This is a genomic window from Emticicia fluvialis, assembly GCF_024793945.1.
Taxonomy (GTDB): domain Bacteria; phylum Bacteroidota; class Bacteroidia; order Cytophagales; family Spirosomataceae; genus Emticicia; species Emticicia fluvialis.
Genome location: NZ_JANUSD010000001.1, coordinates 193091 through 208505, shown reverse-complemented (window position 1 = coordinate 208505; position 15415 = coordinate 193091). Strand labels below are relative to the sequence as shown.

The 15415-nt window shown below is 42.8% G+C and carries 16 protein-coding genes and 1 tRNA gene; 7 read left to right on the top strand and 10 right to left on the bottom strand.

Going from position 1 to position 15415, the window contains the following annotated elements:
* Positions 1–58 precede the first annotated feature (58 nt).
* Positions 59–2503, bottom strand: coding sequence for a TonB-dependent receptor plug domain-containing protein (locus NZ848_RS00890; RefSeq protein WP_259013991.1), 2445 nt, complete (start codon positions 2501–2503; stop codon positions 59–61).
* A gap of 357 nt (positions 2504–2860) precedes the next feature.
* Here NZ848_RS00890 and NZ848_RS00885 point away from each other — a divergent pair, with 357 nt between their 5' ends.
* The 4 genes from NZ848_RS00885 (at position 2861) to NZ848_RS00870 (ending at position 6394) form a co-directional block, all read left to right on the top strand.
* On the top strand, positions 2861–3223 hold the full coding sequence (locus NZ848_RS00885; RefSeq protein ID WP_259013990.1) for an HPF/RaiA family ribosome-associated protein: 363 nt from the start codon (positions 2861–2863) through the stop codon (positions 3221–3223).
* A 291-nt stretch (positions 3224–3514) separates the two neighbouring features.
* Complete coding sequence (locus NZ848_RS00880) at positions 3515–4678, top strand: glycosyltransferase family 87 protein (RefSeq protein WP_259013989.1); 1164 nt, start codon at positions 3515–3517, stop codon at positions 4676–4678.
* Positions 4660–5619, top strand: coding sequence for a glycosyltransferase family 2 protein (locus NZ848_RS00875; protein ID WP_253533172.1), 960 nt, complete (start codon positions 4660–4662; stop codon positions 5617–5619). The genes NZ848_RS00880 and NZ848_RS00875 overlap by 19 nt, the downstream gene beginning before the upstream one ends.
* Complete coding sequence (locus tag NZ848_RS00870) at positions 5594–6394, top strand: polysaccharide deacetylase family protein (RefSeq protein WP_259013988.1); 801 nt, start codon at positions 5594–5596, stop codon at positions 6392–6394. The genes NZ848_RS00875 and NZ848_RS00870 overlap by 26 nt, the downstream gene beginning before the upstream one ends.
* 19 nt (positions 6395–6413) lie before the next feature.
* On the opposite strand, the gene NZ848_RS00865 is transcribed toward NZ848_RS00870, so the two are convergent.
* The gene (locus NZ848_RS00865) at positions 6414–6935 is read right to left on the bottom strand and encodes an acyl-CoA thioesterase (RefSeq protein WP_101727249.1); all 522 of its coding nucleotides are present in this window, start codon (positions 6933–6935) and stop codon (positions 6414–6416) included.
* A gap of 39 nt (positions 6936–6974) precedes the next feature.
* The gene (locus tag NZ848_RS00860; protein WP_259013987.1) at positions 6975–7559 is read right to left on the bottom strand and encodes a TPMT family class I SAM-dependent methyltransferase; all 585 of its coding nucleotides are present in this window, start codon (positions 7557–7559) and stop codon (positions 6975–6977) included.
* 41 nt (positions 7560–7600) lie between these two features.
* On the opposite strand from NZ848_RS00860, the gene NZ848_RS00855 reads away from it, so the two are divergent.
* Positions 7601–8131, top strand: coding sequence for a DinB family protein (locus NZ848_RS00855; RefSeq protein WP_259013986.1), 531 nt, complete (start codon positions 7601–7603; stop codon positions 8129–8131).
* A gap of 118 nt (positions 8132–8249) precedes the next feature.
* On the opposite strand, the gene NZ848_RS00850 is transcribed toward NZ848_RS00855, so the two are convergent.
* The 7 genes from NZ848_RS00850 to NZ848_RS00820 all read right to left on the bottom strand — a co-directional run bounded on the left by NZ848_RS00850 (position 8250) and on the right by NZ848_RS00820 (position 14387).
* The gene (locus NZ848_RS00850; protein ID WP_259013985.1) at positions 8250–9104 is read right to left on the bottom strand and encodes a pirin family protein; all 855 of its coding nucleotides are present in this window, start codon (positions 9102–9104) and stop codon (positions 8250–8252) included.
* Between the two features lie 32 nt (positions 9105–9136).
* Positions 9137–9703, bottom strand: coding sequence for an NADPH-dependent FMN reductase (locus NZ848_RS00845; RefSeq protein ID WP_253533162.1), 567 nt, complete (start codon positions 9701–9703; stop codon positions 9137–9139).
* Positions 9704–9729: 26 nt separating this feature from the next.
* Positions 9730–10446, bottom strand: a complete 717-nt coding sequence (locus NZ848_RS00840; RefSeq protein WP_259013984.1) for a pirin family protein — start codon at positions 10444–10446, stop codon at positions 9730–9732.
* Between the two features lie 86 nt (positions 10447–10532).
* On the bottom strand, positions 10533–11204 hold the full coding sequence (locus NZ848_RS00835) for a DUF2461 domain-containing protein (protein ID WP_259013983.1): 672 nt from the start codon (positions 11202–11204) through the stop codon (positions 10533–10535).
* A gap of 58 nt (positions 11205–11262) precedes the next feature.
* The gene (locus NZ848_RS00830; RefSeq protein WP_259013982.1) at positions 11263–12246 is read right to left on the bottom strand and encodes a 2-hydroxyacid dehydrogenase; all 984 of its coding nucleotides are present in this window, start codon (positions 12244–12246) and stop codon (positions 11263–11265) included.
* Positions 12243–13115 carry a hypothetical protein gene (locus NZ848_RS00825; RefSeq protein ID WP_259013981.1) on the bottom strand — a complete coding sequence of 291 codons (873 nt, stop codon included), beginning with the start codon at positions 13113–13115 and terminating at the stop codon, positions 12243–12245. The genes NZ848_RS00830 and NZ848_RS00825 overlap by 4 nt, the downstream gene beginning before the upstream one ends.
* A 51-nt stretch (positions 13116–13166) precedes the next feature.
* Entirely contained in the window at positions 13167–14387 is a 1221-nt protein-coding gene (locus tag NZ848_RS00820) for a hypothetical protein (protein WP_259013980.1), read from the bottom strand.
* 154 nt (positions 14388–14541) lie between these two features.
* On the opposite strand from NZ848_RS00820, the gene NZ848_RS00815 reads away from it, so the two are divergent.
* Entirely contained in the window at positions 14542–15120 is a 579-nt protein-coding gene (locus NZ848_RS00815; RefSeq protein WP_253533137.1) for a thymidine kinase, read from the top strand.
* Between the two features lie 46 nt (positions 15121–15166).
* Positions 15167–15238 (top strand) — tRNA-Arg (locus NZ848_RS00810).
* Positions 15239–15415: the final 177 nt, after the last annotated feature.

The following is a 15415-nucleotide window of genomic DNA, read 5'->3' as shown; positions in this document are numbered from 1 at the left end:
AAAACTGCCAATTCTATATTGCCGAAATAGGTAACGGCTCATATTTATGCCAAGTTAGCTATTTTTTAACTAAATAACCAGCTTTTGCCCGGGTGGGTACGCCATCATAAGACAGCCCCTCAAGCCTGATGCTCACTTGGGCAGATGCATCGGTGTTAAAAAATGAAAGTTTGGCTTGCCCGTTTTCATCTGTTTTTACAACCGGCGCCCAGAAAATGGTAGACCGATAATCAGGCCTGGTATCTGACTGAAAATCTTCCGGACTGGCTTCATTATAGCGCGGCGCATAAAACTCTTTGGGTATTGCATAGCCGTTTACTTCGGCTACCTCAATACCGGTTGTAGGCCCCACCGGGCCCGAGCCACCCCGTTTGGTCAACACAGAAATAACACCGTTACCACCGCGAGAACCATAAATTGTTTCGTCGGCACCTTTCAGCACATCTACGCGGTCAACATCAAAAACTGGTATAGATAATATCATTTGTTTGTCAACCATCATGCCATCAAGCAAAAACGCAGGCTCAGATGAACCGGTAATTGAGCTCAGCCCTCTGATAGTAACTGACGGATTCATGGGGCTGCCGGATACCTGCACACCCGGCACCCTTCCTCTCAGCAAGTCCAGAACGTTACCATACGAATTCATGTCGGGGGTAATTTTCAGTGTATTACTGGCGTGGCTGTAAAGCACGCGGTCTTCACGCTCTATATGTTTTTTGGCTTTCACTACCACTTCCTGCAAAAGCCGCTCGCGCTGGTTTTTCAATATGCGGGCAATTTCAAGTGCTTCACGCGTTCTTTTCAGATAATCGGCCAGGTCAGACTCATCAAAGGTTATCGGATTAAACGGAATAGCCACCACCTGCACCTTGGGCGATACCATCTTGTTTATAAAAATCTTGGTATTGCGGTTTAATTTACCAGCCACTGCCTGCACCAGTATTTTGGCCTGCCCGCTGTAGTCCAGATCAGAAATCAGGAATGAGCCATTGGTAGCGGCCTCACCAACTCCAAAATGGCGTTTGTCGTTGTCCAGCCACATCATGTAGGTCAATGTCAAGGGTTTTTCAAACAATTTTCCGTTTGGCCGGGTTACTTCGCCGGTAATACTCAAACCCTGTTCATGTAAAAACCTGGGGTCGGGAATCGATGGCTTCAGGATATCGTCCCACCTGAATCTGCGCCATCCCTGTGTCATCAGCAGCACATCAAGGTGCCTGCGTACCTCCGGTTTGTTTTGCTCAAAATAATAGTCTGGTTGTTCAACTTTCCCTCTTACGTCAGAACTCAACAATAAATAATTCATGATGTTCTCTTCATTGGGTTGCAGAAGCACCTGCCTGCTATCAGAAACAACTACTGAAAAATTACCTCTCACGGGGCTGCCATCGGTATTTGTAGCCTTTATATTCAGCTTTACTTCTTCTTTGGGGCTATACGCACTTTTATCGGGCGTAATACGCACATTCACATCGTCTTCATGAAAAACATATACGAGACGCTCGCAGCGAGGCCGCCCCGTTTCATCAAAAACCGTAAATTGCGCCACTCCTTCAGGAAACTTGTCTTTTGGTACTTTAAGCGCCACCGATTTATTACTGACAGGCGTGCGGGCTATGTAGTGAATAACCCCCTGCGACTGCCCGATAATCACCATCTGGCCACTTTCTTTGGTTTTATTGTAATTATGGCCGGCATACAAACGCATCAGGTTGTTATCGGCCACAGCCTCTACGCCCAATACATAGCCGTTTTTTTCTATTGGCGGAAACGCCACTTCTTTTTCCATAATATTGCGGTACCTTATTTTGGCCAGATAGGTTTCTCCGGGTTCAGCTTTAAAGCCGAATTCCCCCATGCCCAGATGCTGGCTCTCAAAGCGCATTACTGTATCTCCGGCCTGCGTAAACACTACGCCATTTACATCTACGCCATTTCCGGTAACATCAGTTGCCTTAAATGCCACCCGGTTATTGATGCCCTCAACAATCTGGCCGCCTTCCGGAAAAAACCTGAAATCAATCTCGCGGCTATCATACTTGACGGGGGTTACCTCCTGCCCTACTTTATGCACCTTAAAGTCTTTTACAAACATCAGATCTTCGTCAAAATTGCGCATCCAGTTGGTATATGCCCGCAAACGATAGTAGCCACTATGCAGCGAATCAGCCAGTTCAAAATCTCCGGCGGCAGTGCCATCTTCCAGTTTCAGTATTTTTCTTTCAAGCACTTTTCCAAACAGATTATCTATCAGCTCTACATACAATGGCACACTTTTCTGGTTGAACTGATTAGTCGAGGCATCAACGGTATAGGCTTTCAGCCAGACGGTTTCACCGGCTGTGTAATAAGGTTTATCAAGGTGCAGATATACTTTTTCCTGTGGGTAAAGGCTGGCATATTGGTTAAATTTACTCACAATGGTATCAGCCAGATCTTCGTTAATTACAAACGAAAATAAGATGGTAGAAACAGCAAAAAACAGAATGGTTCTCTTCATTTTATAAAAAAGTTGAGGCTTTATCAGGTAATCAGGCTGTGCGCCATAAACACAGCCATCCGGATTTAAAACATACGCTCAGGCAGTTAAAGCTACACAGGTTTAGGGTGTGTTCCAAATGTTTTAGGCATTAAAACGCTGCTTGCGCATCATTATTGAAATTGCAGGAAGATATAATTTGCCTCGGTAATTTTATTGAAATAATTCTTGACTTGTATTGTTTTTTTCTCTACGTTAGTACTAAGGAAGTTCTTTGAAAGATTAAAGCATGCCATGAAGGTTTTAGCGAATTTTTCGCTAGTACCGCATGGGAGACTTTAAACAATTTATCTATTGTTAACTTTAAATTTGTGAGTTATGAAGATTAATGTGCAAGCAGTTCATTTTGATGCTGACCCGGGATTGGTTAGTTTCATTCAAAGCAAGTTAAGTAAATTAGATACCTTCTACGACCGAGTAGTGAGTGGCGAAGTGTTTTTAAAGCTCGACAAAGGAGAAAAAAGTAAAGTGCATAAAAAATTAATTGAAGTTAAACTGATTGTACCCGGCCAGACCATCTATGTAGAAGAAAAAGGTGATACTTTTGAAGAAGCCACCGACATAGTGGTAGAAACCCTGAAATCGAAAATCAAGAAATTCAAAGATAAAAAGAACATTGTTGAACATAAAAAGCCTGAATTGGCTGCGGTAGAGGAAGAAGTAACCGAAGACGAATTTTAAATAATTAGTTATATCTGAAAGAGGGCAAGCAATTGTCCTCTTTTTTTTTGTGCTGTTCTAAGTGATTTAATAGCTGAAACGTATAGCCAAGCGGCTTAATAAATCTACCAGCCACTTATAAAAGCCATCAAAATTATGTTAGCCTTTAATAGCCATTCCTTTTTCTTCTTTAGTTTTATTCCGATTTCGGCAATTAATAATAAATTAAAACGTCGCAAATTCTGTAATAAACATTATTAGTTCAAAATCATTTCGTTATCTTGCATTGGTTTTTGCATATTTCTATTATTTATGAGAATAAAAAAAGAGATACCACTTCTCTTGTGGTTTATCTTGGCCGCAGTAGATGGCCTCATTCATTTTTTTAGGGAATCGTACAACAATTACGCAATCTATAAGGGTGTTTTCTTTCATCTTATTCATCAGACTAATCTCTATAGTCTTTATCCGAATGAATACAATGACAGCAACCACTACGGGCCATTCTTTGGGCTGATTGTTGCGCCTTTTGCTGTTTTACCTGACTATGTTGGACTGACCCTCTGGACGACCTTCCACGCCTTGGTTCTATACATTGCTTATACCAAATTACCCATCAGAAAAAGCGACTTATGGATAATATTGATGATATGCGTGGTTGACCTGAACACCTCGTCGCACAATGTGCAGGTAAACCCCAGTATTGCAGGCCTTATTATTTTATCCTGGTATTTTGTTAAAGAAGAAAAGGATTTCTGGGCAGTGTTGTTTGTAATGATTGGTGCCTTTGTAAAACTTTACGGCATTGTAGGGCTGGTTTTCTGGCTATTCTCTAAGCATAAACTCAAATATATTTACTCGGTTGTATTCTGGGCTGCTGTGTTGTTTGCACTGCCGATGCTCATTAGTTCGCCAGGGTTTGTAGCGCAGTCTTATGTTGACTGGTACCACAGCCTGGTAGAAAAAAACCTATCTAACCAAACGGGTTCAGAGGGCATAGGCAGCATGCAGGATGTGTCGCTCATGGGATTGTTTCGCCGTGTAGGTGGCCTTCAGGTGTCAAACCTGGTCTTTATTGTTCCGGGTCTGTTATTACAGCTGGCTCCGCTGGCACGTATAAAGTTATATGACAACCTCGTTTTCCAGCTTCGCTATCTGGCATCGATTCTGATATTCGTGGTAATATTTTCATCGTCTTCCGAGTCATCTACCTATATAGTAGCCATATCTGGTGTAGCTATCTGGTTTATTACCCAGGACCACCCCATTAAACGGCCAATTTGGATTCTATTCGGCCTGGCACTAGTGTTCACGTCTTTATCAGCAACAGATATTTTCCCTTACCATATCAGGCAAATGTTTATTATTTACTCAATAAAGGCATTTCCATGTTGCCTGATATGGTTTACCTGCGTATACCAATTACTAACCGAAAAACATTACCCAATTGAAAAAAAATGGATATTTCAAGGCTAAAAATCTGCATTCTGACGGCAGCGTATAACGAAGGCGAGAATATTCTTGTCTTTTATGATGCCGTGAAGAGCGTGATAGACACTTTGCCCTACACGTTTGAGTTTTGCTTTGTGAATGACGGCAGCTCTGATAATACCCTGCGTGTAATCAGAAATCTGGCCAGAGAAGACCACTCTGTTAAGTATCTGTCGTTCTCCAAGAATTTCGGTCAGCAGGTAGCTCTGAAAGCCGGAATTGATACCATTGAGGCCGATGCCATTATTATGATGGACAGCGACCTGCAACACCCGCCCACCATGATACCTGTGCTGATTAACGCATGGGAACAAACGGGAGTTAATATTGTAAATACATTGCGTGAAGAAGACCGCGATTTATCGTGGTTCAAAAAGAAAAGCAGCCAGTGGTTTTATAAAGTTTTGAATAACATCAGCAATTTATCTTTGGAACCAGGCCAGGCAGACTTCCGGCTGATTGACCGACAGGTAGCCAAAACCCTCAGGGAATCAAAAGAGCAGGATGTTTTTCTGAGAGGCATGATACACTGGATTGGCTTCCGCCAGACCAACATACCTTATAAGCCTCAAAAACGCTTTGCCGGCGAAAGCAAATATACCCTTAAAAAAATGATAAGACTGGCTTTGGCCGGTATTACGTCGTTCAGCGTAAAACCACTGCATAGCGCTATTTATCTGGGTTTTATTATTGCTTTTGGTTCAATGTTGTATCTGCCTTATGTATTATATAGTTACTACAGCGGCCATGCAGTTGACGGCTGGAGTTCGGTTCTGATGACCATTGCCTTTTTTGGAGGTCTGAACCTGTTTATTTTAGGAATTATTGGTTTATACATTGGTAAAATACTGATTCAGAATAAAGAACGGCCTTTGTATATTATTCAGGAACATAATATTTATGAAAACAGCTATTCTCAGTTTTGATGTTGAGGAGTTTGATATGCCCTTTGAGTTTGGCGGACACTCGAGCCTGCAGGAGCAGATTGCTACTTCAAGCGCGGGTTTACAAAGTTTAGTTACTATTCTGAATAGATTTAATGCAAGTGCCACATTTTACTGCACAGGTATTTATGCTCTTGCAGAGCCAGACAACATCAGGTCTTTAAGTGTGGCACACGAAGTGGCATCACATAATTATTATCATTCAAGTCATAAAACCGACGACCTGCGCAATTCTAAACTGGTGTTAGAAAACATTACGCAAAAAGAAGTTAAGGGGTTCAGGATGCCTCGCATGGCGCCCGTATCTGATGCGGATTTGCTGGAAGCAGGTTATAGTTATAACGCATCATATAACCCGACTTACCTGCCGGGCAGATATGACTACAGACATATACCGCGCACCATTCATCAGCAGAACGGACTAATTCATGTGCCGGCTTCGGTTTCGCCGCGCTTGCGTTTACCGCTGTTCTGGATTGCGTTTCACAATTACCCTTTGTCTTATTTTTTTCATTTATGCAAAAAAGTGGCCGAGGCAGACGGGTACCTGCACTTGTATTTCCACCCATGGGAGTTTACCGATTATACCAACATGCCGGATGGAGCCAAATACCCTTTTTACCTGCGTAGAAACAACGGGCTGAAAATGCAGAAAAGATTTAACCGTTTATTGAATTTTTTAAAGCAGGAAGGGTTTGCTTTCAAAACTACATCGTGGTTGCTTGAACAGACCAGCTTATTTGCCGAGCCCATATAAAAAACGCATAGGCAGCAGCCTATGCGTTTAATTGAAATATCTCTTTCAGTTCGTGTGCTTCTTCGGGTTTCATTCTCCCTGCCAGCACAAGCCTTAGCTGTCGCCTGCGAAGCGCACCAGCATATAATTCTTTTTCTTCGGCTGTTTCGGGTTCTACCGCAGGTACTTCTATCGGCCGGCCGGTCTGGTCTACTGCCACAAAAGTCATAAAAGCCTTATTGGTATAAATCCGGGTTCCGGCAGGTATATTTTCAGCCCACACGTCAATCCCTACTTCTAATGATGAGTTAAAAGCCCTGGTTACTTTGGCTTGCAGGGTAACTACCGAGCCTAAAGGAATGGCTTCTTTAAAAGAAACATTATCGACCGAGGCCGTTACCACTATCCGGTTACAGTGCTTTTGTGCCGCAATGGCTCCGGCAATATCGAGCATTCTCATTAAATTCCCTCCCATCAGGTTTCCCAAGGTATTGGTGTCGTTCGGGAAAACCATCTCGGTCATTACTGTAAGCGAATCTTGTGCTTTACGTACTTTTTGCATAAACTGTTTTTTCAAAAATATGGTTTGTTGATTTGGTTTTTATAGTTTATCAAGTCTGATGAACAATTCGTTCCCTGCCCGCGGCGGAATAGAATTGTAGCACCTCTCAAAAATTACAGGCTGAAAATAAGGCTTGAACATCTCAAGGTATTCTTCTTTTGAGCCACCAAATGGCGGCCCACCCGCAAACGTAAAATCAAAAATTACACCTGCCAGCCTGCCTTTCGGCTTAAGCAGATTATACATCTGCTCAGCATATTTTGATCGTAATGAAGGGTCTAATGCTGATAAAAACGTTTGCTCAATAATCAGATTATACTGCCCCTGATGCGTGAAGAAATCCTGATGGATTACCCTACAACTGCCATTTTGAATGTAAAATTGTAAATTTCTCTGCAAACGTTCTACTAAAACCGCCGAAATATCAATGAGTGTGATATTGGTAAAACCTTGTTGCAGCAAATATTCGGCCTCATAAGAGTTACCACATCCGGGAACCAGAATGGCTATTGACCTATCCGTCAGTTGGTCAAAGTAGGTTTTCAAAGGTGTGGAAACATAGCCAATATCCCAGCCTGTCTGGCCGGTTTTGTATCTTTCGCTCCAATATTCCTCTGTAAGCATTGTTCTGTTCGTTTAAAAAAGGAACCCTATCCACAAAGCAGATGTTTGCCCATCATAGCATCAGCATCAACCACAAATATACCAATAAAATGAAATCCGTTGCCGATTACCTGCGCCAAACCCTTGTGCAAGTGTTACCTGCGCTTCAGGGGATTACGGAAGAAGAAGCCGGAGCAAAACCCCAACCGCATAAATGGTCGAAAAAAGAGATTCTGGGGCATCTGATAGATTCTGCCAGCAACAACCAGCATAAGTTTGTGAGAGCAATGGCACAACCGCACGTGGAATTTGTGGGTTACACGCAGGACTCATGGGTAACCCTACAGGCATATAATAACCGAAACTGGCAAGAGATTGTGTCTTTCTGGTATGCCTATAACCTGCACATAGCGCATATAATAGAGACCGTGAACGCAGATTATTTGCAGCATACCATCCGCATTGATGGGTGTAATCCTTTTACACTGGCCTTTATTATGGAAGATTATGTGGAGCACCTGAAACACCACCTGAAAGTAATTCTGCCTGATGCAGGTTTAAGCAGCCAGTTTGAGAATGTTTATAGTGCATAAAAAAGGTGGCTTCTGGCCACCTTTCCGGTTTATTAGGCGGCGATATGCGGTTTAATTACCTGTAAAAAAGAAAAATCCCCGGCAAGACTTAATCTATACCGGGGATAAATAGAACCAATTAATCTTCCAATACACCCATTCGCCCTAGTTCATAATCTTCAATAGCCTGCTTCAGTTCGGCTGGGTAATTCATTACAAACGGGCCATAGGTAGAAAGCGGCTCCTGAATGGGTTCTCCGGCCAGCAGCAACAGCTTGCCTTTGGTAATGGCCTCAAAGTCTATGCCTTCTCCTTCGTGGTCAAAAGTAACCATATTCAACTTTTCAACGGTGGTTTCGTTGGTTTTTATCTGTCCGTCAAGCACATATAAAAGTGCATTATAAGAAGCCGGAATTTCAAAGAAAGTTCTGGCACCTGCCTCAAAATTAACCATCATGGCCAGCATAGGCGAGAAAGTAGAGGCTGGTCCGGTTTTGCCTTTGTAATTACCTGCTACCAATTGCATTTCTATGCCTTCTTCTGTCAATACCGGCATGGTGTCTTTGGTCAGGTGCTGGTACTTGGGCTGTGTCATTTTGTGCGCGCGGGGCAAATTAACCCAGAGTTGTACTAACTCAAAATTCCCTCCTGCCTGCAAGAACTCGGCAGATGGGCCTTCAGAGTGAATAATTCCCTTGCCTGAGGTCATCCACTGCACATCACCGGCATTCAGGAATCCTTCATTGCCCAGCGAATCTTTATGATGAATTTTTCCCTGAAACAAAAAAGTAACTGGCTCAAACCCACGGTGAGGATGCGGGCTCAAACGGGGGTTGCTATGAGCGGGGCTATGATACGTAGGTACAGCATGATGTAATAACAAAAATGGACTCACCTGCCTGATATCCCTGGCAGGTAAAGGTTGTTTTACCAGCATGTGGCCTACCTGAACATCATGCCCCAAACTGATGTATTGAATGTTACGCGCTTTCATTTTGGCAATAATTTAGATGGCTTTTGCCGGGGCTAAGCATGGGGTTCTACCTCTTTTGGAGCTACTATCCGGTTTACCAGCCAAAGGTATTCGTTGGTAAAAAGCTCAATGGCTTTAAAAAAAGCTGGGTCTGTCAGATTGGCCTCGGCATCAAATTTTTTGTCTACGGCCGGTACAATCAGCATGTGTGGCGAGGCCACACCGAATAAAGCTGCCACCAGATTTATCATTTGCTGGCTGGCCCGCATGCCTCCCATTGCTCCGGGCGATGCCGTTACAATGCCGAAGGGTTTATGTAATTGCTTCGGGAAATGGTCTAACAGATTTTTCATTGCAGGAGAATACCCACCGTTGTATTCGGGTGTTACCAGAATAAAAGCATCTGCCGAAAACACACGTTGTGCCAGTTCTTTCCATTCTTCCGGAACGGCATCTATTGATGTCCATACCTTCTGAACAAAGGGCAAATCGTGTTCTTTCATGTCAATAATGTTCACCGAAGCATCTGTTATTCCGCTCAGATGTTTCTGCAGATACTTTGCTACGCGAACCGTAACACTTTCTTTTCGTGGGCTTCCTGAAATGATTTCAATTTTCATTTTTCTTAAGTTTATGGACAAGACCATCAGAAAGACATCGGAACGTCAATCAGAAGAATCTCAGCGTTTGTTTTGGCTTTGATATGTATATCGGTGGTTTCACTTATACCCAAGGCGTCTCTGCGCGCCAGCTGCTGGCCGTTTATTAGGGCTTCTCCGTCTATTAAGAAGGCGTATACACCGTTATTATTTAGTTTAACAGAATAATCTGCCTGTTTATCGGCGTCCAGATTAATGAGTGAAAACCAGGCATCCTGATTAATACCCATCGCTCCGTCATTGCTACCTATGGGTGAAACCAGTGTCTGAAATTGATTAACCCTGCCTTCAATCGGAAACGCCCGCTGGTCATATCTGGGTTCTATGTCTCTAACCTTCGGAAAAACCCAAATCTGCAAGAGGGTCAGCGCTTTATCTATGTTTTTGTTTCTTTCTGAATGGTAAATTCCCGTGCCAGCCGACATCACCTGCACTTCGCCTTTGCTGATGCTCCCGAGGTTACCCATGCTATCTTCATGTTCTAATTCACCCGAAAGCGGAATGGTTACAATCTCCATGTTGTCGTGCGGGTGCATGCCAAAGCCACGGCCGCCTGCTATTTTATCATCATTTAATACCCTTAGCGCACCAAAATGCACCTTTGCCGGGTCGTGGAAACCCGCAAAACTAAATGAGTGCCAGGCATCTAACCAGCCATGGTTCGCATGGCCTCTTTCATCGGCTTTATAATATATGGTTTTCATAAATTTAATACATTTACATTCAATGTATATACATATATAATTTATAAAAAGTTCAACCCTTGATAATTACTCATCACCACTCAAAATTATCCTTTAATGGCTCTGTTCAGAAAAACAATAAAGGGGTAGATAGCCTCAAAACCTTGCAGAACAGCCGGCACAAAGTCTTTTTTGAGCGCCTCAGCTACCTCAAAAGTATCTGAAACCGTAAAGCTTTTCAGTTTCAGCAACTCAATGGCCGGGTTAGACTCATCGTATCCTTTCGGCGGGCGGACAGTAGCAGCTTCTCTGTCCAGGCCTGCAGGGAAATACTTTTTAAAATCCGGGGCTTCGGTAATGCCTTTTATTTCTTCAAAGTTGTAATCAATTTCGTCACGAATCTTTTTTAACTCATTGTTTTCGGGCATCCAGATACCCCCGGCAAAAAAACACTCATTGGCATCAATATGCAGATAATAACCTGCACCGCCAGACTTTTTGCCACCGGCTGTAAACCATGCACCGAAATTAGTTTTATAGGGCGACTTATCTTTTGAAAACCGTACATCACGGTTAATTCTGAAAACGCAGTCTTTAGCTTTCAAATCCGTCTCCTCAATACTTTTATCAAACTTTCCTAAACCTTTAATGAGTAAATCTACAACCTCAATAAAGTTCTGCTTGGCTGTTTCGTAGGTTTTACGGTTGGCATCAAACCAGGGCTTGTTATTATTCTCTTTTAAGTCTGCTAAAAACTGAATAGTCTGAGGCTGAATCATATCTGTTAAGTATTGAGTTTAGCTATAAAATCAATATCCGGCAAGTAAAAGTTCCCGGCTATTTCACTTCGTTTGCCAATGGCTTTTGGTGCTCAAAATCGCTTATATTTTGCAGCGTAACCAGTGCAATCTGGGTAAGGGCCTCTTCTGTAAGAAACCCCTGGTGCGAAGTAATAATCACATTCGGGAAGGTCATGAGGCGTGCCAGCGTGTCATCTTGCAGTATCTGTTCCGACAAATCGTTGAAGAAAATATTCTCTTCCTGTTCATACACATCAATGCCCAGGTAGCCTATAATTTTATTTTTCAGCGCTTCAACCACGGCATGGGTGTCTATCAACCCGCCCCGGCTGGTATTAATGAGCATCATACCTCTTTTCATTTTTGCCAGCGAACCCTCGTTAATCAGATGTCGCGTGGTATCCAGCAGGGGGCAATGTAATGAAAGGATATCTGCCTCTGCCAGAAGCTCATCAAAAGGCACATAAGTTACTCCGGCGGTTATCAGCTCCGCATCATTGTGTTGGTCGTAGGCCAGTACTTTACAACCCAGCCCGAGCATAATACGGGCAAACACCCCACCAATTTTACCCGTACCTACTACCCCAACGGTTTTACGGTATAAGTCAAATCCGGTCAGTTTTTCTAAAGAGAAGTTTCCTTCTCTAACCCGGTTATATGCCTTATGGGTTTTGCGGTTCAGGGTCATTACCAATGCCAGTGCGTGTTCTGCCACTGCATAGGGCGAGTAGGCCGGCACCCTCACAATCCTGACGCCCTCATGAGCCGCGGCCTGCAAATCTACATTATTAAAGCCGGCGCATCTGAGGGCAACCAGTTTAATACCCAGTTTTTTAAGTTTACTTATAACCGTGGCATTCAGATGGTCGTTTACAAACACACAAACGGCCTCTGACCCTTCAGCCAGACGCACAGAATGTTCGTTCAAAGCCACCTCATAGAATTCAATCTGATGCACACTATTGTATCGCTCAAACGAATCTTTGTCGTAAGGCTTGGTACTAAAAAATGTTATTTTCATTCTGATAAGTTTTGTTTGATACTTTTAAGCTGATAGGCCAACGATAGGTGATGAGAAAACCCTAATAAAGAATGATTACTGGCGGCGTAATCAAAAATAAACTGTTTTGACTGAAAACCAAAACCGAAATGCACATTATTGATACGCGAAGTAATACCCGAACGGATATAAAAGTTTTTAACCAGTTGATACTCAAGCCCTGCTTTATAGACCAATGGCAAAACAATATCTTTTTCTGCCTCGCTCACCAACAGCAATTGTTTACCCGGCTGGTAAGAAAACCCAAACCGTAAAACCGTAGGAATTCGTTGCGAAAGAAAGAGCCTTGCCCCGGTTAAATTATACGCATGAAAGCCCATATTAACCGTAGAGCTCAATTTAGCCATTACCCCAAACTGGGTAAGAAATGTTTGTTTAACAGCAAAATTTTCGATAGCGGCCTGCAGGTAGGATACTTTCAGGCCCAGCGCTACCCTGCCGGTGCTTTTGGCCAGCGACAACCCTAATTTTTGTTCGTTATAAAGTTTATCGCCAAACCGCTCTACGTCAAGTCCTGCTTTGGCCCATTTGGCCGAAAAATTGCCTCCTAAAGCAAATGTCTGCAGCCCCGCCATATTATACCGGCTATGGTAAGCTGTACTGATAAAATGGTGGTCAAGAAAAGCCAGCCCGGCCGGATTATTAAAAACAGATTGTTTGTCGGCAACGGCTGTAACAGCATTGGCCATGCCCCAGCTTCTGGCGCCTATAGGAAAAGGCTCGCCTGATGCATTGCATTGAGAAGTTCTAAACAGCGTGATTAGGGATATGAGAATAAGGCTTATCTGCGAACAAAGAAAAACCCTGTACTTTTCTCCAATTTTAGCCAAAGCGTTAAAATTTTGGAGCAAAATACAGGGTTAACGGCACAATTCAAAGCATTAATTGAACCTGCGCTTCACTATATCAATAAATTCTTCGGCCTCTGCGCTTTTGATGTCCCACAGGTAGCGTGGAACATACTTTTTAAGAATCAGTTCTTTGGCTTCGCTGAAATCCTTACATAATTCAATTTCATCAAGTGCGTTTGAGAATGTCTGAATATTACCACCAAAAAGGTTATTGGTAAACAAAAACCGCTGGTTGAGCGAAATGGCAGCGTTGATACCCTCAATCCGGTTATGCTGGTGGTGGTCAAGTATGGTACGGTTAGCCTTGGCCTGGTCATTAAGACTTTTTCTTTCTGTGCCCAGCTTTTCATTCAGCCTTACCTCTTCCGTATCTTTCGCTACTGTTTTTTCATAAGAATCACTCATTTTTGAGATAACGGCTCCCAATTTTTGTTCAAATATGGGTGGGGGCACGGTTTCTGCGGCCACAACTCTTGCAGGCTCGGCCTGCGGAGCATAAGATTCAACCTCCTGAAAAACAGGAGCTGCGTCAGGTATCGGGGTCTCAATCTTCTGTTCAATAACTGGTTTGTTCAATTCGGCTTCAAAAAATGAAGCGATAGCATCCGTATTTTGATGGTCTGGCGCTTGTTCATCATTAGAAGAAGTGAGCTCGGCTGGCACAGGAACTTTTCCGGCAAATAACGCCAGATAAGGCTCAGGGCTTTCCACCTGCAAAGGCATTTCATCTATCCAGGCCATGGCCTGATTAGCAAACACAAACTCACTGCCGTTGAGTTTTTCTAACAATTGTGGCAGTATCTCTTTATTTATCTGAATATACTTAACCACACCTGAAACACTCTGATGAGTAAATCTGAAATCGGGCAGATTGCGCATCAGTTCTTTAAAAAACGTTTGCGGCTCAAGAATCAACACCAGTGTTTCGGCCACTGCTTGTGCCAGCATGGGTTCAAAATGTTCTTTTTTCACAGATATAAACTGCGAAACAACATTCATAAAATTCTTTAATGCCTGTTCTACTTCCGGCGCATTGAAATCAAAGAAGGGGCTTCGCATTCTTTCGGTGTCTGCCTGCCATTTCTCATATAATGCTTTTATAGTGAGCAGATTTACCTGCTGAATACTACTTAATGAAAGAATCTGCTTGCCAGTAATAACTTTATTCTGAGCAAAAAAATCATTGCACAATTGTGCGGCATAAGCCTTACTGTACCGTTCGACGGCGGACAAATTCAATTTGTTAGACATTCTGAAATTTGTTTGTTTTGTATTAAAATAGTTAGGGTGCTGCCAGGTATAAAACAGCCCGGAATTTTGCAGAAAACTATTTTTTGTTATCCAACTGTAAAATTACTGCAAGTTTTTTGCCAGTTTTACTAAGAACGAAAAAATAAATTAAATAATGTTTATTGAACCAAAAAGAGGCAGGATACAAGGGCAGAAAGCAGGCTGGGTAGAGGTAATCTGCGGCTCTATGTTTTCAGGAAAAACCGAAGAGCTGATCAGGAGGTTGAACCGTGCTAAAATTGCCAGGCAAAGGGTTGAAATTTTTAAACCAGCCATTGATATCCGGTATCATGATTCTGATATTGTGTCGCATAATCAGACCAGCATTCGGTCTACACCGGTTAATACTTCGGGAGAAATACTATTAATAGCCAGCGATTGTGAAGTAGTGGGGCTTGACGAAGCTCAGTTTTTTGATGAAGGCATTGTAGATATAGTGAATTTACTGGCCGAACAAGGCAAAAGAGTGATTGTAGCCGGTTTAGATATGGATTCGAAAGGGGTGCCCTTCGGCCCGATGCCGAACCTGATGGCCATTGCAGAATATGTAACCAAGGTACATGCCATTTGTGTGGTATGCGGCGATATTGCCCATTATTCATACAGAAAAGTAGCCGACCCGCAGCAGGTTTTGTTGGGGGAATCTGACAGTTATGAGGCCCGCTGCCGGCGTTGTTATCATTTAAATCCTTAAATAGTAAATAAAGAAAGATTTTTGTATTTTTGCAATCCGGTTGAAAGTTCCCGTAGTTCAATGGATAGAATGTCAGATTCCGGTTCTGATGATGGGGGTTCGAATCCCTTCGGGAACACATTTTATTTCTATCAAACCTGATTTAACGAAAATAGCCAGCGAAATCAAAGATTTACTGGCTATTTTTATAATTATTCGATTATCTGTCATTTCTCGACAAATAAAACATCGCCTGATTAGTAGCTGATTTCAAAGAAACTCCAGAAATTTCGCTACACCATTTCTTATAACAGCG